Raw genomic sequence first — 21,470 nt, forward strand, 5'->3', positions numbered from 1 at the left:
GCAAGTGTCAGGTTTTTCTCAGCAAGGCATTTAGCCAAATGTCTTTTTTCCTATCAGGGCGGCGATCTTCGGATCGCCAAGTTTCAACCTGCCGCAGAGAAGGAAGTTCGTCCAGGAGGGCCGAGAGAGTTTCTTCGGTCATATCGGTGAAATCGTGGCCGTCTTTTCGGCGGTTACCGGTGCCGAATTTGAATGAGACGTAGAGAATGCCACCGCAGACAAGGTGATCCGCGAGGCTTTGGACGACGGCGGGCAGATCAGCGCGGGCGACATGTAGGAGCGACGCACAGGCCCAGATGCCATCAAACGATTGCTCCCATTGGAATTCCTCGAAGCTGAGGTGTCGGACCGGGACGCCGCTGAAGAGAGTGGCTGCCTGAACCATCGCTGGGGAGGCGTCGAAGGCTTCAACCTCATAGCCGGCAAAGCGGAACGCACGGGCATCGCGTCCGGAACCGGTGCCTGCGTCGAGAATGCGGCATTGGCCCCCGGGCATCTGAGGCAGTTGCGCCAAGAACCGGGCGCGCAGTTCCGACATGTCGACCGATTGGGTGGCGGCAATGAAGTTCTGCGCATTTGCTTCGTAATAGTCGGCCATTCCTTCAATCCGGTCGACGCGAACGAGCGAACTGTCGGAAGTGCGGCTTGCCCTGTCAATCCCGGCCCGCACTGCTTTGAGGGTTTCCACTTGATAGCCCGACTTTGCTGATCCCTTGACCACAGTGGTAATTGCAGGTCACATAACCCAATAAATTGAAGAACTTCACGTGCGCTCCCTGTTAAAGACCGTCGATCAACCTGACCCGTTTCTGGCACATTGCCTTTCCGTCGACCTTGAGGTCGACCCGAAAACGTCGCGCGTTTTTGACCTGGCAGCGGTCCGGATCGGCGATGCTCCGGCGATCCGCTGCAAGAATGCTGGAATGGCTGACGGGCTGGATCGGTTGGAAGCGGAGTTGGGCGAAACGCGGCACCTCATCGGCCACAATATCCTGCGCCATGACTTGCCGCACCTCGCAGCCATGAGACCGAGGCTGGCACGCCTGACGAATGAGCCGATCGACACGCTCTGGCTCAATCCGTTGGCTTTTCCGCGCAACCCCTATCACCATCTGGTCAAACACTACCATGACGGCCGCTTGCTGTCCGGGCATGTCAGTGATCCCGAGGCCGATGCCCGCTTGGTCTTTACCGTTCTCGGCAATCAGCTGGAGGCCTTCCGCGGATTGAATGCCGTGTCACCAGATGTGGTCGGAGCCTATCATTACCTGACGACGCGGGGCGAGCGGGATCTCGGCTTCAATGCCGTCTTCCGCTACGTCCGAGGCGCGTCCGTGCCGTCGTCGGGAGAGGCGCGGCAGTTGATCAGGCAGATTTTGGAAGGGGAGGTGTGCAAGGGCGCTTGCGAGGACGTGCTGCGCGAGATCGCGTCGCCCTTCCTGGGATGGCCGCTGGCCTATGCCTTGGCCTGGATATCCGTCGCTGGCGGGGATTCCGTCATGCCGCCCTGGGTGCGGATGCAGTTCCCGGATGCAGCGAAGATGGTGAAACGCCTGCGGGATACAGCCTGCGAGGCGCCAGAGTGCTCATGGTGCCGGGAAAAGAGCGACCCGGTAAAGGCCCTCACGAGGTGGTTCGGCTTTGATGGGTTCCGCCCGACACCCACGGCCCCGGATGGTCGGCCACTGCAAGAGCGCATCGTAGACGAGGGGATGCGTGGCAAGAGTGTGCTGGGCATCCTGCCGACCGGCACCGGGAAATCGGTCTGCTACCAGATTCCGGCGCTGACGAAATTCGACCGTACGGGCGCGCTGACAGTGGTGATTTCGCCGCTCGTCGCCCTGATGGCGGACCAGGTGGCGGGAATGGAACGGTCGGGCATTTCGTCCGCGGTGACCGTGAACGGAATGCTGTCTTTGCCAGAGCGAGAGGATGCGCTCGAAAAGGTGCGAATGGGTGACGCGGCTATGTTGCTGATTTCGCCCGAGCAGCTGCGCAGCGTCTCGGTCCGGTCTGTCCTGGGGCAAAGGGAGATCGGCCTTTGGGTGTTGGACGAAGCGCATTGCGTATCGAAATGGGGGCACGATTTCCGTCCAGACTATCGCTACATCTCGCGGTTCATTCGTGAGACTGCAGGGGACGAGGAACCGGCACCGGTCATCTGTCTGACGGCCACGGCCAAGCCCGAGGTCGTGCGTGACATTCGCGACCATTTCCAGCAGCGGCTTGGAACGGACCTCCTTCTGTTGGATGGTGGTGCGTCGCGCACGAACCTCAGTTTCGAGGTGCGCTCGACCGCTCGGCGAACGAAGCTGGCCGATATCCTCGACGTGATCGAACAAAGATTGCCAAAGGAGGGCGCTTCCGGTGCGGTCGTCTATTGCGCGACCCGGAAAGCAACGGAGGAGGTGGCACAGTTCCTGCAGAGCCAAGGCTTGTTGGCGGAGCGCTATCATGCGGGCCTGACACCGGATGAGAAGAAGACGATCCAGGAACGATTTCGCATTGGCGACTTGCGCGTGATTGCGGCGACCAACGCGTTCGGCATGGGGATCGATAAGCCGGATATTCGGCTTGTCGTCCACGGGGACATTCCCGGATCCTTGGAGAATTACCTGCAGGAGGCTGGGCGTGCGGGCCGGGATCGGGATCATGCCAATTGCGTGTTGCTCTTTGCGCCCGATGATGTCGAACGACAGTTCCAACTGTCGGCCCGCTCCCGGCTGGACCGAAAGGAAATCGGCGCGATCCTCAAAGCGGTCAGGCGCATGGATGCGCGGACGCGGAGCACGGGAACGGTCGTCGCGACAACGGGTGAGATTGTCCGGCAGGAACATGACCGCGAATTCCAGCGCGAGAGCGCGACGGATGACACGAGGGTCAAGACCGCGCTGTCCTGGTTGGAAGAAGCCAAGCTCCTGTCGCGAGAGGAAAACCGTGTGCAGGTCTTCCCGTCCTCCTTGCGTATTCGAAACATCGACGAGGCCGGTAAGAGACTGGAGCGGGCGGACGTCACCGGGATGCGGCGCGCGCAGCTGATGGACATCGTCCGCCACCTCATGAACGCCCCGCCTGACGAGGGGATCTCGACAGACGAGTTGACCGGGATCAGCGGTCTGACGGGCGGGCAGTTGACGAAGGCTTTGGCCGATCTCGAGACCCTTGGGATCGCGCGCAATGATACGGTGGTGACGGTCTTCGTGCATTCCGGTGTTGCCGACGACTCGCGCAGGCGGCTGTCGCAGGCGACGCGGCTCGAAACTGACCTGATCGCCTTGATGCGCGAGGAGGCCCCGGATGCCGAGGACCAGGTCAGCACGCCATTCAACCTGCAATTGGCCTGCCAGAAGCTGCGCGACGGTGGGCATAGCCACGTCCGCCCCGACGTGGTCGAGAAGCTGCTGGGCGGGATGGCGCGGGACGGGCGGGATCTCGACGGCGGCAAGGGGAACGTGCGACTGCGCAAGGCCTCTCGCGATACACTGTTCATGGCGCTACAGAGATCCTGGTCGGTGTTGGAACAGTCCGCCAATCTGCGCAGGCAAGCGGGAGAGGCGTTGGTCGAACACCTGGTTGGGCGTCTGGACAAGGGGCAGCGCGGCAAGGACCAGCAGGTTGAGACAACCTTGGGTGACATGCTGGCAAGTCTGACAGGCGATGCGTTCCTGCGCGGTCAGGTCAAGGAAATGACGCGGCTCATGGATCGCGCGCTGCTCTGGCTGCATGAGCAGGAGGTCGTGACCCTGGGCAAAGGCATGACAGTTTTCCGGCCCGCGATGACGGTGCAGCTGGCACCCGGCAAGACGCAGTTTCTCGTCAAGGATTTTGCGCCCTTGCAGGAGCACTACAACGAACAGACCGTCCAAACGCACGTCATGGCAGCCTATGCGGAAACCGGTCTCGCGTCGATGCAGGACGCGATGCGCCTGTCGGAGGACTACTTCGCGCTGGATCAGGACGCCTTCATGGGTCGTTGGATGAAGGGTAAGACGACCGAGGTCAAACGACAAACCACCGGCAAATCTTGGGCCGCCGTTGTCGAGGCACTGGACAACCCCGTCCAGCAAAAGATCGTCGCCGATGATCGTGACGCGACCAATGTTCTGGTCCTCGCCGGCCCGGGATCGGGCAAGACACGTGTGCTGGTTCACCGGATTGCCTACCTGATCCGCGTCCGCCGCGAAGACCCGCGCAGCATCCTCGTCCTCAGCTACAACCGCCACGCCGCGGTGGAAATCCGGGCGCGCCTGCGGCACCTGATCGGCGACGAGGCCTTTGGCGTGACTGTATCCACGTGCCACGCGATGGCCATGCGGCTGGTCGGGGCAAGCTTCTCCGGGTCGCAGGCCGAGAGTCGCGATTTCGACAACGTCGTCATGGAGGCCGTCCGCCAGTTGAACCGCGAAGGGTTGAGCAAGACCGAGGCAGAGGCGCAGCGCGAAACCTTGATCCAAGGGTATCGCTGGATCCTCGTGGACGAATACCAAGACATCGGACCGGAGGAATACGCTCTGATCGCCGCTGTCGCCGGCCGGACGATCGAGGATGAGGACATGAAGTTGAGCCTCTTCGCCGTGGGCGACGACGATCAGAATATCTATGCCTTTGCTGGGGCGTCTATCCATTACATCCGCCAGTTCGAACAGGAATACCGCGCGAAGCCGGAGTATCTGGTCGAGAATTACCGCTCGACACGGCACATCATCGAAGCCTCCAACACTGTGATCGCCGGTGCCCGCGACCGGATGAAGCTGGGCCATGACATCACCATCGACCGCAAGCGGCAAAAGGAGTTGTCGGGCGGTGTGCTGTCGGGACGTGACCCGATAGGGCAGGGTCGCGTCATGCTCCTGCAGTGTCCGCCGGGCGACCGTACCTTCCTTACATGACCGACCGTGGTTCTGGTGCCTTAAGGGCTGCGTCCAGGCGAGCGTGTGGCGTCCGGCGGGCTTTGGAGCAAACGGGTCTTGCCGGGCGGCGGTGCGTTGAGCGCCAACGTATGCGAATCGTGTACTTTTGGTGCCGATTGCATAAGGGGAGTTTTCGTTTGGGACGACTCCCGGCCAGTGAAAGATCGTGACGTGCCGCATCCGAAAGATCGGGACGTGCCGCATGCTGCGCAACCTTAGAAAGCTGCGACGGCAGCTTGCGGGACCGGGGCAGGAAAGGCAGACGCCGCGCAAAGCGGCGTCCCCCCCTCATGTCACGGATATGAGCCCGTCGTCGAAGGTTGTCGTGGTGGTCGCCAACTGGCCGTTCGCATCGTACTCGAACACGCGTTGCATCCAGTCGTAAACGTCGTCGGAGTCGACCGTCGTGCCCTCGGTCCGGAGGCCATCGACGAAGGTCTCCGTGTAGATGCGCCCGTCGTCGTAGGTTGTCACGAACTCTTCCGGGGTGCCGGCGGTGTCGAAGGTGCGGTCCTGACGGGCCCAGACGAAGGCGTCCTCGGCGTCGATCACGCTGTGGGCGGTGCGGATGCCATCGGTGTAGGTGGTCGTCGCGACGCGGCCATCGTCGAACACGGTTTCCCGCGACAGACGCACGCCGTTCGCGTCGAAGGTGTCCGTGGTCACGCTGCTGGACAGGACCTTGCCGTCGGCCCGGGTCAGGACCGTTTCCCAGCTGCCATCATCGAGGCAGGTCACGGTCCGCACGCGGCCATTGTCGTAGGTCGTCACGTATTCCGCCGGGGCGCCGCTGGCGTCGAAGGTCTGGTCCTTGCGGGCCCAGCCGAAGGCGTCGTCGTGGTCGATGATGGAATGGCTCGCGCGCTTGCCGCCGGTGAAGGTGGTCGTGGCGACACGGCCGTCGTCGAAGACGGTCTCCCGCTCTGTCCGTGCGCCGTCGTCGTCGAAGGTCGTGGTGGTCACGTTGCCTTTCAGGATTGCGTCGTCGGGGCCGCGCAGCACGGTTTCCCACTGTCCGTCGCCAAGGTAGGTGCGGGTCCGGACGCTGCCGTCGTCGTAGGTGGTCGAGAAACCGACCGGCGTGCCGTCCGCGTCGAAGCTGCGGGTCTTCTGCGCCCAGCCGAAGCTGTCGCCTCCGTCGCTGATCGTGTAGGTGGCGCGCGTGCCGTCGACGTAGGTGGTGGTGGCGGTGCGGCCATCGTCGAAGACCGTCTGCCGCGTGGCGAGCTGGCCTTCGCCGTCGAATGTGGTGGTGGTCTCGTTGCTCCAGCGGATGCTGTCGTCGGGGCCGCGCATGACGGTTTCCCAGCGGCCCGGCTCGATCAGGGTGCCGGTGCGGATGCGCCCGTCGTCGTAGGTTATCGCGTATTCCAGCGGCGCACCGTTTGCATCGTAGGTGCGGTCCTGCCGCGCCCAGGCAAAGACATCGTCGCTGTCCACCACGGAATAGGCGGCCCGGCGACCGTTTTCGTAGGTGGTCTCGGCGACGCGGCCGTTGTCGAAGGTCACCTGGACCTGGGATTTCCGCCCCTGCGCGTTGAAGGTCGTGGCCTTGCTTGTCCACGGGCGGAGGTTGTCCTCTGCCTCGCCATCCATAAGGGTCGTCACCCGGTTCACGTAGACATCGACGTTGGCCGAGGTGCGGTGGCCAAGCGCGTTGGCAATCTCGTAGGTGAAGCTGTCCGCCCCATGGTAGCCGGCGGTGGGCGTGTAGACGATCCGGCCATCCTGCGCGGTGACGGTGCCGTGGCTGCCTTGCGCGACGGAGGAGATGGTCGGCACGCCGCCGTTGCCGTCCGCGTCGTTGTCCAGCACGTCGATGGTGACGGCGCTGTCCTGCGCGGTGGTCACGCTGTCGTCCTGCGCGGTGGGCAGGTAGGTGTTCACCGCCGTGACCGTCAGGGTCTGCGCCGAACTTGCCACTCCGTCGGAGGCCGTCACGATCAGCGCGTAGTCGGAGGTTCCCGCCGCGCTGTCGGGCAGGAGCTGGGCCACGTTGCCGGCATAGGCGATCTCACCTGTCGCCGGGTCGATGGTGAAGAGCCCCGCATCCGCACCCGAAAGCGAGAAGGTGACCGCGTGGCCCTGCGCGTCGGTGGCGCTGGCGGTGTAGACCGGCCCGGCCTGTCCCTGCGTGAGGGTCACCGCCGTGTCGGCGGGCAGGGCTGGGGCGGTGTTCAGGAGGTCAGCAATGGCATGATCCGAAGTCGTCACACCGTCCGTCAGGCGCAGCGTTTGGATGTTCTCCAGCCGGTCCGTGCCCTCGCCGGCCGAGCTGACCTGGTACACGCCGCCGCCCAGGTCGGTGACGAAAAGGCCGGACAGCGGGGTCCGGTACACGGCCACGTTGTCGTCTGGTCCGGTCGACCCGAGGATGGTGTCGTCGCCCGCGCCGCCCTCGGCCGTGTCGTTGCCTGCGCCAAGGGTGATGTGGTCGTTGCCGGCCCCGCCGGACACGTTGTCGTTTCCGGCCCCGGCGCCGATCGTGTCGCGCCCGCCATTGCCGGTGAGCGTGTCGTCCAGCGCGCCGCCGCGCAGGTTGTCGTGGCCCGATCCGCCTTCGAGGTCGAACTGCTCGACGTTGGCGAAGGTCTGGTAGACGTAGCCGTATGCGTCGACATAAACCCGGTAATAGACCGACCCGTCGGACTGCGGATGGTAGGTGATGCCGTTGGTGGCCGTGCTCCAGTCCAGGGTCAACAGGTCGGTGCCCGTGCCGCCATCGAAGTAGCCCGATCCGATGGCGAGCAGATCGGTGGCGAAATGGTCGTCGCCCGCGCCGCTGCTGAACCAGTTCGACAGGTTGAACCAGTTGACGTGCGAGGCAACGCCCCGCGTGTCGAGCGTGTCGTTGCCCGCACCCGTCGCGAGGTGGATCTGTTCGATGCCGGAGACGCGCGTCTCGTTCTCCGTTCCGGCGTAGAACAACGCTTCGGCGGTCTGCGCGTCGGCCAGGATCAGGGAAATGTCCTTTGCCGGGTCGATCTCGGTCGCGGGGTCGAACCGCATGTCGAGCTGCAGCCAGTCATGGCCTTCGCCCGCGAGAACGGTGTCGCCCTTGTCCGCGCCGTAGATCCGGTCGTTGCCGCCGTTGGATACGAAGCGGTCCCGCCCGCCGATGGCGCGCAGGCTGTCATTGCCGGAGCCGGAGGTGATGTCCAGTTCCTCAAGGTCCGAGAAGTACTGGTAGATGTAGCCCCAGCCGTTCACGTAGCCGCGATACCATGTGCTGCTGGAGTTGCTCTGGTACTCGACGGCATTGCCGGTGGCCGACCAGTCGATCGTCAGCCTGTCGTAGCCCGCCCCGGCCACGAAGTTTCCTGTGCCGCGCGACAGGTGATCGGTCAGATAGGCGTCGTCACCCGCGCCTGCGTCGAAGTGGTTGTTGTAGCCGAACAGATCGTAGGTCGAAAAGACGCCCCGCGCGTCGAAGGTATCGTTGCCCGCGCCGGTGTAGAGGTGGATCTGCTCGATCCCCTGCAATTGCGTCTCGTCCTCGGTGCCCGCGTAGTAGGTCGCGGTGTTCGACTGCAGGTCGAGCAGGTTGACGGTGATGTCCTCTGCCGGATCGGTCTCCGTCGCGGGATCGAAGCGCAGGTCGAGCGACACCCAGTCGTGGCCCTCGCCCGCGATGATGGTGTCGCCCTTGTCGGTGCCATGGATACGGTCGTTGCCGCCGTTGGTGACGAAACGGTCCCGCCCGCCGATGGCGCGCAGATTGTCGCCACCCGAACCGGAGGTGATATCGATCTCTTCGATGTCCGAGAAATACTGGTAGATGTAACCCCAGCCGTTCACGTAACCGCGATACCATGTGCTGCTGGAGTTGCTCTGGAATTCGACGGCGTTGGCGGTGGCCGACCAGTCGATGGTCAGCTTGTCGTAGCCTGCACCCGCCACGAAGTTCGCCGTGCCGCGCGACAGGTGGTCGGTCAGGTAGGCGTCGTCTCCTTCGCCCGCATCGAAGTGGTTGCTGTAGGCGAAGTAATCCTTGGAGGACGCCACGCCCCGCGCGTCGAAGGTGTCGTTGCCCGCGCCGGTGTAGAGGTGGATCTGCTCGATCCCCTGCAATTGCGTCTCGTCCTCGGTGCCCGCGTAGTAGGTCGCGGTGTTCGACTGCAGGTCGAGCAGGTTGACGGTGATATCCTCGGCCGGATCGGTCTCCGTCGCGGGATCGAAGCGCAGGTCGAGCGACACCCAATCGTGGCCCTCGCCCGCGATGATCGTGTCGCCTTTGTCCGCGCTGTGGATACGGTCGTTGCCGCCGTTGGTGACGAAACGGTCCCGGCCGCCGATGGCGCGCAGGCTGTCGTTGCCGGAGCCGGAGGTGATGTCGATCTCTTCGATGTCCGAGAAGTACTGGTAGATGTAACCCCAGCCGTTCAGGTAGCCGCGATACCACGTGCTGCTGGAGTTGCTCTGGAATTCGACGGCGTTGGCGGTGGCCGACCAGTCGATGGTCAGCTTGTCGTAGCCCGCCCCGGCCACGAAGTTTCCTGTGCCGCGCGACAGGTGGTCGGTCAGGTAGGCGTCGTCGCCTTCGCCCGCATCGAAGTGATTGCTGTAGGTGAAGTAATCGCTGGAGGACGCCACGCCCCGCGCGTCGAAGGTGTCGTTGCCCGCGCCGGTGTAGAGATGGATCTGCTCGATCCCCTGCAATTGCGTCTCGTCGTCGGTGCCCGCGTAATAGGTCGCGGTGTTCGACTGCAGGTTGAGCAGGTTGACGGTGATATCCTCGGCCGGATCGGTCTCCGTCGCGGGATCGAAGCGCAGGTCGAGCGACACCCAATCGTGGCCTTCGCCCGCGATGATGGTGTCGCCCTTGTCGGTGCCGTGGATGCGGTCGTTGCCGCCTTGCGTGATGAAGCGGTCGCGGCCGCCGATGGCATAGAGAATGTCGCTGCCTGCGCCGGTCTCGATGTCGATCTCTTCGATGTCCGAATAGTAGAGGTAGGTGTACCCGTAGTTGTCGACGTAGGTTCGGTAGAAGGTGTCGGTCGAATTGGACAACAGCGTGGTGGCGTGGAGCGTCGCGCTCCAGTCGAGGATCAGCTTGTCGTAGCCCTCACCGGCCACGAACCGCGAGAAACCGAGCGCGCTGAGGTCGGTGGCGAACAGGTCGTCCCCATCGGCTGCGTCGAAGTAGTTGCTCTTATTGAATACGTTGTAGTTCGATCCCACGCCGCGCGTGTCGACGGTATCGTTGCCCGCGCCGGTGTAGAGCGTGAACTGCTCAAGGCCCTGGACGTGCGTTTCGTCGCCGGTGCCGGCAAAGAAAACAGCCTCCGCAGAGGCGGTGTCCGCGAGGACGAGAGAGATGTCCTCCGCCGGGTCGGTCTCTGTCGTCGGGTCGAAACGCAGGTCGAGGTGGGCCCAGTCGTGACCTTCGCCCGCAACGATTGTGTCGCCCTTGTCCGCGCCGTGGATGCGGTCGTTGCCGCCCTGCGTGATGAAGCGGTCGCGGCCGCCCACGGCATACAGTTCGTCGCTGCCTGCGCCGGTCTCGATGTCGATCTCTTCGATGTCGGAGTAGTGCTGGTAGACGTAGCCGAAGTTGTCGGCGTAGGTCCGGTAGAAGGTGCCGCCCGAGTTCGACGTCAGGTTCACGAGGTACTTGGCTGTGCTCCAGTCGAGGATCAGCCTGTCATAGCCCGCGCCTGCGGTGAACACGGTGGCCCCGAGCGCCAGCAGATCGGTGGCGAAGGTGTCGTCGCCATCGCCGGAATCGAAGGCGTTCGAGGTGTTGAAGTGGTTGCTGCTGGAGGCGACGCCGCGCGTGTCCAGCAGGTCGTTGCCCGACCCGGTGCTCAGGCGGATCTGCTCGATCCCCTCCCAGCGGGTTTCGACCGCGGTGCCGGCATTGACCGTGACCGTCCCGTCTTGCGTATCGGCAAGCCGCAGCGTGAAGTCGAGCCCGAGGTCCACGTCGTCTGCCGTGCGCACGGTCGCGTAGACGAGGTCATGCCCCGCCCCGCCTGACACGTCCAGCGCGCCGCGATAGCCGTACAGCCGGTCGTTGCCGCCGTTGCCGTGCAGCGTGTCGTCGAGGTCGCCGCCGACCAAGGTGTCCGATCCGGCGCCGCCCTGCAGGTCGAAGGCCTCGATGCCGTCGAAGTAGACGTAGGTGTAACCGAAGTTGTCGACGTGCGTGCGATAATAGGTGCCGCCGGAGTTGCTCGTGTAGTTGATGGTGCCGGTCGCGTCGGACCAGTCCATCCGCATGATGTCGGCAGTGCCGAGGTCGCCGTGGATGTAGTTCGACCCCAGCGAGACGAGCGACAAACGCAAATCGTCGTCGCCGTCGTCGCCGTTCATCACGGCGCGTCCGCCCGCACCCGCGATGATCGTGTCGTTGCCGTCTCCGCCGCTGATGGTGTCGCCGTAGGTGTTGCCGGTGATCCGGTTGTCCAGCGCGTTGCCGGTGATCGCCATGGCGCGGGCGTTGTCGGTGACGGTCAGGTCCTCGACGGCCACGGCCTGAACCGACATGTCGAAGCTGCCCGTCCCGGCAGAGAGCAGCTCGATCAGGTCGTGGCCGTCGCTGTCCGCGATCGAATCCAGTGCGTTGTCGACGACGTAGGTGTCGTCTCCGCCGCCGCCGATCATCGTGTCCTCTCCGGCGAGGCCGTTCAGCCGGTCGTTGCCCGCCGTGCCGGTGAGGGTGTTGTCGAGCGCGTTGCCGGTCGCGGTGCGGGCTGAGCCGAAGAGGGTCAGGTTCTCGATGTTCTGCTGGCTCGAGGTGTCGAGCGACCAGTCCACCCAGGCCTCGACAAGGTCGGTGCCGGTGCCGATCTCGGTCACCTGCTCTGCGGCGTGGTCCACCACGTAGGTGTCGTCGCCATCGCCGCCGACCAGCGTGTCCGCGTCCGCCCCGCCGTCGAGGCTGTCGTTGCCGGTGCCGCCCCAGAGCGTGTCGCCGCCCGCCGCGCCCAGCAGCGTGTCACCGCCGCCTAGCCCGTAGAGTTCGTTGTCGGTGCCGTCGCCGATCAGCGTGTCGCCGTGGGCGGAACCTTCGATCTCTTCGATGCTGACATAGGTGTCGCCCTCGGCATCGCCGCCGGACTGGGTGGCCTCTGTCAGGTCGATCAGCACCGCCGAGGCCGCGCTGCGATAGCTGGCCCGGTCGCGTCCGGCGCCGCCGAAGTAGGCATCCGCCCCGCCCTTGCCTTCGAGCGTGTCGTCGCCATGCGCGCCAACCAGCGTCTGGTCCAGCGCGTTGCCGGTCAGGTCGCCGTCGGTCACCGAGGCGTCGACATAGAGCGTCTCGATGTCGTGCCAGGCGTCGAGCGCGAAGGTCGAGAGCTTGGAGATCACAGCATCGGCGCCGTTCCCGGCGGTCTCGACGATCTCGTCGACCAGATTGTCGACCACGTAGGTATCGTCGCCGCCGAGACCGATCATGCTGTCGGCACCGGACTGGCCGTCCAGCCACTCGCCCGCGGCCGAGCCGTTCAGCGTGTCGTCGCCTGCCCCGCCGTAGAGCGATCCGCCGGGCAATGCCGACTGGTTCGCGGTCAGCACGTTGGCGTTATCGTTGCCCGTGCCGGAGATGGCGCTGCCGATCAGGGTCAGGTTCTCGATCTGGTACTGGCTGCCGGTGGCGATGGACCAGCTGATCGCCGCGCGCACCTCGTCCACACCGCCCGCCGCGGCACTGACCGTCCCGTTGCCGATCTCGCCGTAGCGGTTCTCGTCCACCACGTCGCCGGTATCGTCGACGAAGTACACGTCATCGCCCATCGCGCCGACCATGGTGTCTGCGCCGGTGCCGCCGTCCAGCGTGTCGGCACCCTCCGATCCCAGAAGCACGTCGTCGCCCCCGGCGCCCGCGACGGAATCGTCGCCCAGCAGGCCGATCAGCATTTCGTTCCCGGCGCTGCCGGTCAGCGTGTCGCGGTGGTTGGAGCCCTGAAGCACCTCGATCTGGGACAGGCTGTCGCCCTCGGCGCTGCCGCCCGTGCCGTTCCCGGTCCCGAGGTTCACGTTCACCCCGGCGGAGGACAGGACATAGGTCACCATGTCCTCCCCGTCGCCGCCGACGATGGTGTCGGCACCGTTGCCGCCATAGAACAGGTCGTCGCCGATCCCGCCGGAGAGGTTGTCGTCGCCGTCGCGCCCGAAGAGCGTGTCGTTGCCGTCGCCGCCTTCCAGCGTGTCGTCACCGGCGCCACCCGCGAGCATGTCGTGGCCGGCATCGCCCGAAAGCTGCGCGGCGATGGACAGCGTCTCGGCCAGAACAAGCTGGTCGCTCTCCGCCCCTCCGGCCGCAAGCAGCAGCGCGACGCCGCCGTAGGTCTCGGCATAGCCATTGATCGAGACGGTGACGTCGCTGCCGCCGGCAGAGCTGACATAGACCACCTCTGCGCCATCCGCGGCGTCGCCGACCAGCCGGTTGCCCGCGAGCGCGCCGGTGTTCAGGGTCAGCGTGCCACCCGACAGTGCGCCCAGCCCCAGCGTGGAGGTGGAGGTCGCCAGCGCCGCGCGCCCGGAAAAGTTGAAGTCCGCCAGGGTGAACTGCGGTGTCTCCAGCCGGAAAAGGTCGCCGCCCAGCACTTTCGCGGCCAGCGACAGCCCGGCGGTGATCGACCCGGAGGCGTCGAAGGCGCTGAACGGGTTGGATGTGATCGCCGTCAGGAACTCGTCGTAGTACAGCCTTCCCGGTTCGCTCTGGATGCCATCCGCGATGTCGAGGTTGATCGTCCCGGTGATGTTGCCGCCGCCGTAGATGCTGGCGATATAGGCGTCGAGCGAGGCGCCGAGGTCGATGGTGGCAGAGACGGAGGCCTCCGGCCCGGCGCCGTCGATGATGTAGAGCCCGTTGAGTGCATCCAGAACGGATGCGCCGGGGGCGGCCAGTCCGCGTGTGCTGTAGCCGAAGGCGAGGTCGAAGGCGGCGCCGATGGACCCGCCGATGTTGACCGTGATGCCCGGGAAGATCGGCAGGTTGACCAGGCTGTCGCCGCCCACCTCGAAGTCGACCGTGGGGAAGTAGATCTCCACAAGGTCGGCGTCGCCGCCCAGTAGCAGGGACAGCGCCTGGCCCGGATCCTGCAGGATCGGCAGGGCAAAGCTGGTGCCCTCGATCATCTCCTGCAGCATGTCCTTCGGCGTCGTACCATCCGCCCCGGCGGCGCCCCAGTCGCTGCCGGACACGTTTGCGACCACGTCCGACAGGTTGTCCGCCAGCCCCTGCAGGTCGAGGTCCGAATCCGCCAGCTTGAACGCAAGCGCCCGTACGTCCTGCCCGGTCTCCAGCGCGTAATCGCCGAAGTTGAGACCCGCCTCGCCGAGGTTGACGGAGGACAGGTATTCCGCCCATTTGACCACGTCTTCGGCCAGCTCGATGAAGTCCTCAAGCGGACGCAGGTCGAAACTCGGCGCCGCCAGCTTGACGAGATCCAGGAGGTTGACCGTGCCGTCGCCGGTCAGGTCCAGCGTCTCGTGCCAGTCGGGGAAGTACTTCAGGAAGGGGATGTCGGCGGTGATGACCTCAAGCGCCTTGCCCACGGGTTCGATCAGCGGCTCGATCGCGTCGAAGATCGGCAGCATTACGTTTTCGAGGAAGGTCCCAAGGTCCAGCGTCACGTCCCTCAGGACGACGGTCGGCAGGTTGCCGAAGCTGATGTTCTGATCGCCCGGCGTCACCGTGGCGTTGACGAACTGCCAGTCCACATCCAGCACGGTGGAGACGGAGGGCAGGGCGCCGGTGCCGAAATCGGCGGCGAGCGAAAGCGCGATATCGGCGTCGCCGCTCAGCAGGACGTTCAGGAAATCCTGCGACAGCTCCGACAGGCGCAGCATGCCGTCGCCATTCGGGTCGATCAGGTCGATGGCAAAGTCGAGGTCGAGATCGGACCCGGCATCGGCGACGATGTAATTCAGGACGCCGATATTCGCGGCCGCCGCGAAATCGACCGAGGTCGTCCCCAGCGAAAGATTCACTCCCGAGCCAGCGGTTTCGATGAAGAAGCCCGCCGCATCCACCCCGAGCGTCAGGTTTAGCGCGGCGGCTGCGGCGACCTCTGCGGTGCCCGAAAGCGACAGGCCCAGGCCGGGCAGGGCGAGGTCGCCCGCAAGGCCGAGGTGCGCGGTTTCCTCGCCGCTGGCGCCCAGTGTCAGCGTGACGCTGTCGGTGCCGACGCTGGCGCTGACCACGACGCCGGACAGGCCGAGCGAGGACAGGGCGTTGGCGACCTCGATTTCCAGTTCCGCGGCGGTGTAGGAGGCCGCCCCCGACAACGCCGACAGCGCGTTCAGAAGGGCGGTGCGGACGTCACCGACCACCTGCGTCGCATCGTTCACCGACCCGCCGAGGCTGGTCCCGATCAGCGGGAGCGTTTCGGCGAGCGCCTGCGTGGCATAGGCTGTGTTCAGGGCGGAGAGGGCGGTCGACGCGCTGGTGCGAAGCTCGTCGATCTGCGACTGGGAAATCGTGGGCAAGAGAAAAATTTCCTCAAAACGGCCCACGGAAAAACGGGGCACTGAGACATAAATTGCACAAAGTTCTGCCCGATTTCGGTCAATTCGCGCAAGTTTTGAACTTGTCTATGAATGCGGTAATTGGGCCTTATGCGATGATTGCGTCACGGATTGACAATCACAGATTGCGGGCAATTCGTCCCCACACCGGGACCGTGTGAATTGCCCTGTTTTCCAGTGCGCGGCCAATTGGAAAGGGTCGATGGATCGAATGGGATTCGCGGGCGCCAGACGGTTGGCTCTTTTTTGCGTGGCCGCTCCGACACCGCTTGCCAATCCGCCCGTCGTCGCGCCATCCTCCGGCCATGCGCCTTGCCCTGCTATTCCTTCTTCTCCTCGCGGCCTGTGGCCGGCCCCTGACCCCGTCGGAGGCCGAGTACCTGGCTGCCATCCACGGCCCGGACCTCGACACCTCGAAGATCCGGCTGGTCGATGGCCATTTCGCAGGTGCGATGACCTACCGGATCCCGGTCCGCCCGCGCACGACGTGCCAGGAACGCATCTGGCCGCCGCTGTCGGAAACCACCGAGGTCACCGTCGCGCCCGCGGCCACGGTGCTCTTCAACAAGGTGATGATCCGCGACGACATCTACCGCCCCGATTTTCTGGAGGGCTGGCCAGAGGAGGTCGACCTGCTGGACGCCATGCTGTTCGCCCACGAGGCGACCCATGTCTGGCAATGGCAGAACCGGAAGCGCACCGGCTACACGCCGCTCAAGGCCCTGAACGAGCACGTCGCATCGAAGGACCCCTATCTCTTCGATCCGGACAACACGACGCGCTTTCTCGATTACGGCTACGAACAGCAGGGCAGCATCGTGGAGGAATACGTCTGCTGCCGTCTGCTGGACCCGGAGGCGCCGCGCACCGCCCGCCTGCGCAGCCTGATCGCGGCCGAGATGCCCATCGACCGGCTGGACCATGTCATCACGACACCGCGCGTGCGGGTGCCGTGGAAGGACGTGGAGACCGAGGGCATCTGCCGCTGACTCATTCCTGCCGCTGGATCTGCGTGATGAAGGCCACGAGGTCCACGACCGGGCGCGAGGTCAGAACGGGCTGTCCGGCCGGGGTCTTGATTGGTACGTCGAAAACCCCTTCGAAAAAGTCGCCGTAGACCGGCATGGGAGAGCCGTGGCTGACCAGCGGATCGCGACCGTCGATCCGCTTGACCACCCTCTCCATCGGAAAGGTCCCGCCGTTCTGCGCGGCGAGTTCGGTCAGGTTGACCGGCTTGATCATCATCACGCCCGCCATCGGTCCGTCGCCCCGTCCTTCGAGGCCGTGGCAGGTGGCGCAGTGTCGGGTGAAGAGGTCGCGCCCGACCTCCGCATCCTGTGCGAAAGCGGGCAGCGCGAGGCTGCAGAGCAGAATGGCGAGGCGGGTCATGGCGGTCTCCTTGGTCTCCCTCTGGCTACGATGGCGCGGATCACCTCTGCGTGCCTTGACACGCATCAAGGCTAGAGGTGCGCGGCCGCCGTGCTAGCCTTTTCCGGATCATATGTGGGGGACTTCGGATGCTGGCACGTGTTTTGGCATTTCTGCTCAGCGCCAGCGTGGCGCAGGCGCAGGATACCGACCTCGAACTGGTGTTGCTGGCGGACGCCTCCGGCAGCATCGACTCGCGCGAGATTGCCTTCCAGCGGCAGGGCTACGCGCAGGCCATCACCGACCCGGAAGTGCTGGCGGCCATCGGCGGCACCGCCTACGGCAGCATCGCGGTCACCTATGTCGAATGGGCGGCGAACACCGCCGTTGTGGCCGACTGGATGCTGATCGACGGGCCGGAGACGGCGCAGGCCTTTGCGGACGAGCTGACCGGCAAGCCGCGCCAGGCCTACGGCCGCAACGCCATCGGGGCTGCGCTGCTGGATGCGCTGCGGCTGATGGACACCAACGCGCATGAAGGCTGGCGCCGGGTGATCGATTTCTCGGGCGACAGCGCGAACAACTGGTCGGGGCCCTCCATCGAGGAGGCCCGCGATACCGTGCTGGCGGCGGGCGTGACGATCAACGCCCTGCCGATCCTGCGGCCGGACGATCCCGGGCGCGCACAGGGCGGGCTTGAGGCGCTTTATGAAGAGCGGATCATCGGCGGCCCCGGTGCCTTCGTGGTGACGGCAGAGAGCCGCGACAGCTTTGCCGAGGCTGTGAAGCGCAAGCTGATCCTCGAGATCTCGGGCACCGTGCCCGCGCAACGCGACCTGGCGGCGCGCTAGACGACGGCGGTCAGGTGCGCGGCGGGCGGTGCGGCCTCCTGCGGCCAGGGCACCGCTGCGCCATTGGCCCGCAACTGCGCAAAGCCCCGCCCGAAGTGCCGGGGGTGCGCCTCGATCCGCAGCGGGCGGTCGTCGAAATCGGTGAGGTCGAGCGTGGCGCTGCGGTTGTCGGTCTCCAGCGTCTCGCGCAGCACCTGCAACGCGATGGCCTGACCCAGCCGCAGTTGCTGGATGTTCTCGGCAGGATGCCAGCCGCCTGACACGATGCGGGCCAGCGCGATGTTGGAGGCCATGCGGTCCGCCTCTTCCCCCAGCGCCTGCGCCGGTCCCGTGGTGCCGACCATCTGGATCTGCGCGCGCCGCGACGTGTCGAACACCGCCTTCAGCAGGGTCGCCATGGCGCCGGCCACGACGACATGGCTGGCGCAGTCGGAGGGCGGCACCGCCTGCCGCTCCGGTTCCGCCAGCGGCAGGAAAAGCGAGGTGTCGAACCTCTGGCAGCCGCGCAGCGTGCCGTTGTCGCGGCTGACCCAGTAAAGCAGGTTCGGCGCGGATTCTGCCAGTTCGTCGGCGGCAGCACGGTAGAGCGCGTTCGTCGGTTCATTCCCGCGTTCCTCGCGCGCCAGCCAGACGGTCATCCGGGCGGCAGTCACCGCAGGCCGGGCCAAGCGGCTGCGGGACATGAGGAGGTCCAGCGCGGCACGGCGGGCGCGGGTCTCGGCCTCGGCCATGAGCGCCAGCAGGCGGGGGCCGCGCCACATCGGTTCCGACAGCGCCAGCCCGCCGTCGAGCGCGGCGCGATGGGCCAGCGCCTTGAGCGCGGCGTTGTAGAAGGGGCGGCCCGCGGGCGTCTCGTGCAGGCCGCCGGACATGTCCTCGAGCGTGCCGGGATCGATGGCGCCTTCGCGTTCAGGCGGCGTTTGAAGCGTTGCGCCGCTGTGCCGTCCGCACCAGTCGAGCCACACCGACATCGGCGCATCGGGCGCAGGCGGGCAGCGCACCGGGTCGGTTACGGTCCCGGCGTGGTCCCCGCTCCAGAAGCGCGACACGCGGGTCTGCGTGCCGCGCAGCGCGACACCGCAGTTGAAAAGCGTCCTGAGGGTAAGCTGCCCGTCGGCGTTCCAGCGCAGGGCGCGCCGCTGCTCGGCCTCGGCGTCGCCTGCGATTTCCGGCAGGCTGCGGGTCTGGTCGAACCATGCGAGACTGCGCAGGTCGCAGAGCAGTTCGTGCAGCGTGAAATGCGTGGCGCTGTCGATCCACACCGCGCAATGCGGATCGTCCAGGTCGGCCAGACCGCGCTTCCGCAAGAGCGAGAGGGCAAAGATCTCGGCCATGTCGGCGGCCAGTTCCGAGACGCAGAGGCGCGGCGCCTCCGGCACGATGGCCTGGTGGCGGGGGCCGATCCGGGCACCTCCGCCGTCGATCACCTTCAGTGTCGTGGTGGCCAGCGTCGGGGCGCGCTTTCGGGCCCGTGTCTGGTCTGGCGTCTGGGTACGTGTCATGTCTTCCCCCGGATGGTCCCGGCGCTCTGAAGGCGCTGTTGACGATGCGTTGACCCAAGCATGCGCAGCGTGCGTGATCGTACCGTGAGTGCTCCGCAATTTGCGCGTGAATGCGTGATTAATTGCGGTTCAGGGGGCGGTAATTCACGCATCGGAGGGCGTGAATTCTGCGCAATTCACCTTGGCATTCCAGCGGCTTGCTTGACCGGCCCATGGAAACCGCCTTTGATTTACGCAAAGGCACACAGGGGGGGATTTCGATGGGTTTTACCTGGAGCGCACCGCGGCCGCACACCTTTCGCGACGCTTATCTCGACTGGTCGCGCCTGCTGGGCAAGCGTCTGGACGCCCTGCCGCCGGAGCGTCCGGACAGCGGCGCCGAGTACGAGCCGATCTTCGTCGCGCTGAAAACCGGGACCGATCCGCTGGCCGCGCGCCAGGCGCTGGTCGACGCTCTGGCGGCCAGCACGGTCCTGCTGATGGACCCGCACGAGACGCAGGCCCTGCAGACCCGCATCGACGACCCCGCGACTCACGCGGCCCTGCCGGACGAATACGCGCTGTACCGCAAGGTCGGCACGCCCGACAGCGAACACGCTTCATTGTTCGATGTGCTGGACACCGGCGTCCCGGTACGGCTGGAGGAGGCGCCCGCAGCGGTGGCGTCCGCGCCCGGGCCCGCGCCAGCTGCAGAGGCCATCCCCCCGGGCACCCCGATCGTGGCGATCATCGACGACGGCGTCGGGTTCCTGAACGCCCGGTTCCGCAAGTTCGTGCCGGACGGCACCGCCCGCACCCGCTTTCACGCGGTCTGGCTGCAGGCGCTGGAAAGCCGCAGCACGGAGGGTGGGGTCCTGTCGGGACAGGTGCTGAACGCGGCAGACATCGACGCCCTTCTGCCCTTGCCGGAGGACGCGACCTATGCCCGGCTCAACAGGTCGCTGGGTGGGGTGCGGACGCGTCCGGCGCTCGGGGCGCAGACCAGTCACGGGACGCATGTGCTGGACCTCGCCGCCGGGGCCGATCCGCTGGATGAGCACGATCCCGTCCGGGACTGGCCGCTGATCGCGGTGCAACTGCCGTCCGAGACCATCGACGACACCTCTGGCATGTGGTTCGAAAGCTACATGGTGCAGGGGCTGCGGTGGATCCTGCGCCGCGCGGCAGAGATCGACGCCGCAGCGCCGGTCATCGTCAACCTGTCCTTGGGCATCACCGCCGGGCCGAAGAACGGCACCCGCTTCGTCGAACGGCAACTGGCGCGGGAGGCGCGCGTCTGGGAAGAGGTGACAGGCCAGCCCGTGCGCATCGTCTGGTCCTTCGGCAACAGCTATCGAGACGGCCTGCTGTGCGCCTTCGACCTTCAGCAGGGCGCGGAGGCGCAGGCCGTGGTCCGCGTCCAGCCCGACGACATGACCGCGAGCTTCGTTGAATTCCATCCGCGCAACGCCACCACCGGCGATCTCGCCCTGTCGGTGACCGCGCCGGACGGGACCACCACAGGGTTTCTCAAGTTGCAGCCCGGAGAGATCGTGTCGCTGGAGGACAAGGGCACGTCCATCGCGCGGCTGTATCACGTGCCGGAGCGCCCCGCCGGAGCGGACGGGGTGGAGGCGGCGCATTACACGCTGGCCCTTGCCCCCACCAAGCGGCGCAAACCCCGCGAGGAGGTGGCCCAGCCCGGCGCATGGACCATCGACGTGCGCCAGGATGGCGACGCGGAGGTCTGCGTGCTCTGCCAGATCCAGCGCGACGACGCCCTTGGCGGCAGCCTCATGCGCGGGCGGCAGGCCTATTTCGATCACACAGGCGCCTACGGATGGAGCAAAACGGCGGCCTCCTACACCCAGCCGCAGGACGACTGTCCGGTGACGCCGTCCGGCTGTCACAATGCGCTGGTCACCACCACGGCGCGGCAGGTGTTCTCTTGCGGTGCGGCGGTCTGGACACCGCGTCACCCGGTGCCGACGCACGCGAACTTCGCCCCGGCGTTCTACAGTGCTCAAGGGTCGGAGTGGACGGTGACGACCCCGACGGTTTCAACGCTCGTGGATCATGGCGCCTTCTCCGGCGGCACACGGGGGAGCGGCACGTTGTCCGGCTCCGCCCGGCGGCTGGGGGGCACAAGTGCCGCTGCCGGTCGCCTGACGCGGGCGCTGGGGCTTTCGGCCGGGCTGATTGCGGCCAACGCGCGGAACCCGGCAACCACGCAGACCGACGACCTGGACCCGGCGGCCCTCGATCTGTTCGAGGTCGATGAGGGCCGCAGGTCGCGGCTCGGGGCCTATATCGTCGTGGCGCAGGGCAGCGGGCCTGGCGCCGATCTGCCGGTCTGACGAAAAGCGGACTGGCGCACAAAG

Annotated in this window: 8 protein-coding genes; 4 read left to right on the forward strand and 4 right to left on the reverse strand. The window is 65.8% G+C overall.

Annotated elements, in window-relative coordinates; all coding sequences use genetic code 11:
- Nucleotides 1-7: 7 nt before the first annotated feature.
- Nucleotides 8-598 (reverse strand): trans-aconitate 2-methyltransferase, encoded by a 591-nt coding sequence (locus QNI11_RS01195; protein ID WP_283982028.1) that lies wholly within the window; start codon nt 596-598, stop codon nt 8-10.
- Between the two features lie 169 nt (nt 599-767).
- Between QNI11_RS01195 and QNI11_RS01200 the strand changes: the two genes are divergently transcribed.
- Nucleotides 768-4,889: a RecQ family ATP-dependent DNA helicase gene (locus QNI11_RS01200; protein ID WP_283982029.1), complete on the forward strand. Its 4,122-nt coding sequence runs from the start codon at nt 768-770 to the stop codon at nt 4,887-4,889.
- 309 nt (nt 4,890-5,198) lie between these two features.
- Here QNI11_RS01200 and QNI11_RS01205 read toward each other — a convergent pair whose 3' ends face one another.
- On the reverse strand, nt 5,199-15,350 hold the full coding sequence (locus QNI11_RS01205) for an Ig-like domain-containing protein (RefSeq protein ID WP_283982030.1): 10,152 nt from the start codon (nt 15,348-15,350) through the stop codon (nt 5,199-5,201).
- A gap of 344 nt (nt 15,351-15,694) precedes the next feature.
- Here QNI11_RS01205 and QNI11_RS01210 point away from each other — a divergent pair, with 344 nt between their 5' ends.
- Nucleotides 15,695-16,378: a hypothetical protein gene (locus QNI11_RS01210; protein WP_283982031.1), complete on the forward strand. Its 684-nt coding sequence runs from the start codon at nt 15,695-15,697 to the stop codon at nt 16,376-16,378.
- A gap of 1 nt (nt 16,379) precedes the next feature.
- On the opposite strand, the gene QNI11_RS01215 is transcribed toward QNI11_RS01210, so the two are convergent.
- The gene (locus QNI11_RS01215) at nt 16,380-16,778 is read right to left on the reverse strand and encodes a cytochrome c (RefSeq protein ID WP_100928190.1); all 399 of its coding nucleotides are present in this window, start codon (nt 16,776-16,778) and stop codon (nt 16,380-16,382) included.
- Nucleotides 16,779-16,906: 128 nt separating this feature from the next.
- Between QNI11_RS01215 and QNI11_RS01220 the strand changes: the two genes are divergently transcribed.
- The gene (locus QNI11_RS01220; protein ID WP_100928189.1) at nt 16,907-17,608 is read left to right on the forward strand and encodes a DUF1194 domain-containing protein; all 702 of its coding nucleotides are present in this window, start codon (nt 16,907-16,909) and stop codon (nt 17,606-17,608) included.
- On the opposite strand, the gene QNI11_RS01225 is transcribed toward QNI11_RS01220, so the two are convergent.
- A complete protein-coding gene (locus QNI11_RS01225; protein WP_283982032.1) occupies nt 17,605-19,110 on the reverse strand; it encodes a bromoperoxidase in 1,506 nt (501 codons plus the stop codon). The genes QNI11_RS01220 and QNI11_RS01225 overlap by 4 nt on opposite strands.
- A gap of 260 nt (nt 19,111-19,370) precedes the next feature.
- Between QNI11_RS01225 and QNI11_RS01230 the strand changes: the two genes are divergently transcribed.
- Entirely contained in the window at nt 19,371-21,446 is a 2,076-nt protein-coding gene (locus QNI11_RS01230; RefSeq protein ID WP_283982033.1) for a hypothetical protein, read from the forward strand.
- Nucleotides 21,447-21,470 lie beyond the last annotated feature (24 nt).

The organism is Sagittula sp. MA-2 (assembly GCF_030126985.1).
Taxonomy (GTDB): domain Bacteria; phylum Pseudomonadota; class Alphaproteobacteria; order Rhodobacterales; family Rhodobacteraceae; genus Sagittula.

Coding starts and splice junctions, on each gene's coding strand:
- QNI11_RS01195 (WP_283982028.1), bottom strand. CDS start 598: ATGGCCGACTATTACGAAGCAAATGCGCAGAACTTCATTGCCGCCACC.
- QNI11_RS01210 (WP_283982031.1), top strand. CDS start 15,695: ATGCGCCTTGCCCTGCTATTCCTTCTTCTCCTCGCGGCCTGTGGCCGG.
- QNI11_RS01215 (WP_100928190.1), bottom strand. CDS start 16,778: ATGACCCGCCTCGCCATTCTGCTCTGCAGCCTCGCGCTGCCCGCTTTC.
- QNI11_RS01220 (WP_100928189.1), top strand. CDS start 16,907: ATGCTGGCACGTGTTTTGGCATTTCTGCTCAGCGCCAGCGTGGCGCAG.
- QNI11_RS01225 (WP_283982032.1), bottom strand. CDS start 19,110: ATGACACGTACCCAGACGCCAGACCAGACACGGGCCCGAAAGCGCGCC.
- QNI11_RS01230 (WP_283982033.1), top strand. CDS start 19,371: ATGGGTTTTACCTGGAGCGCACCGCGGCCGCACACCTTTCGCGACGCT.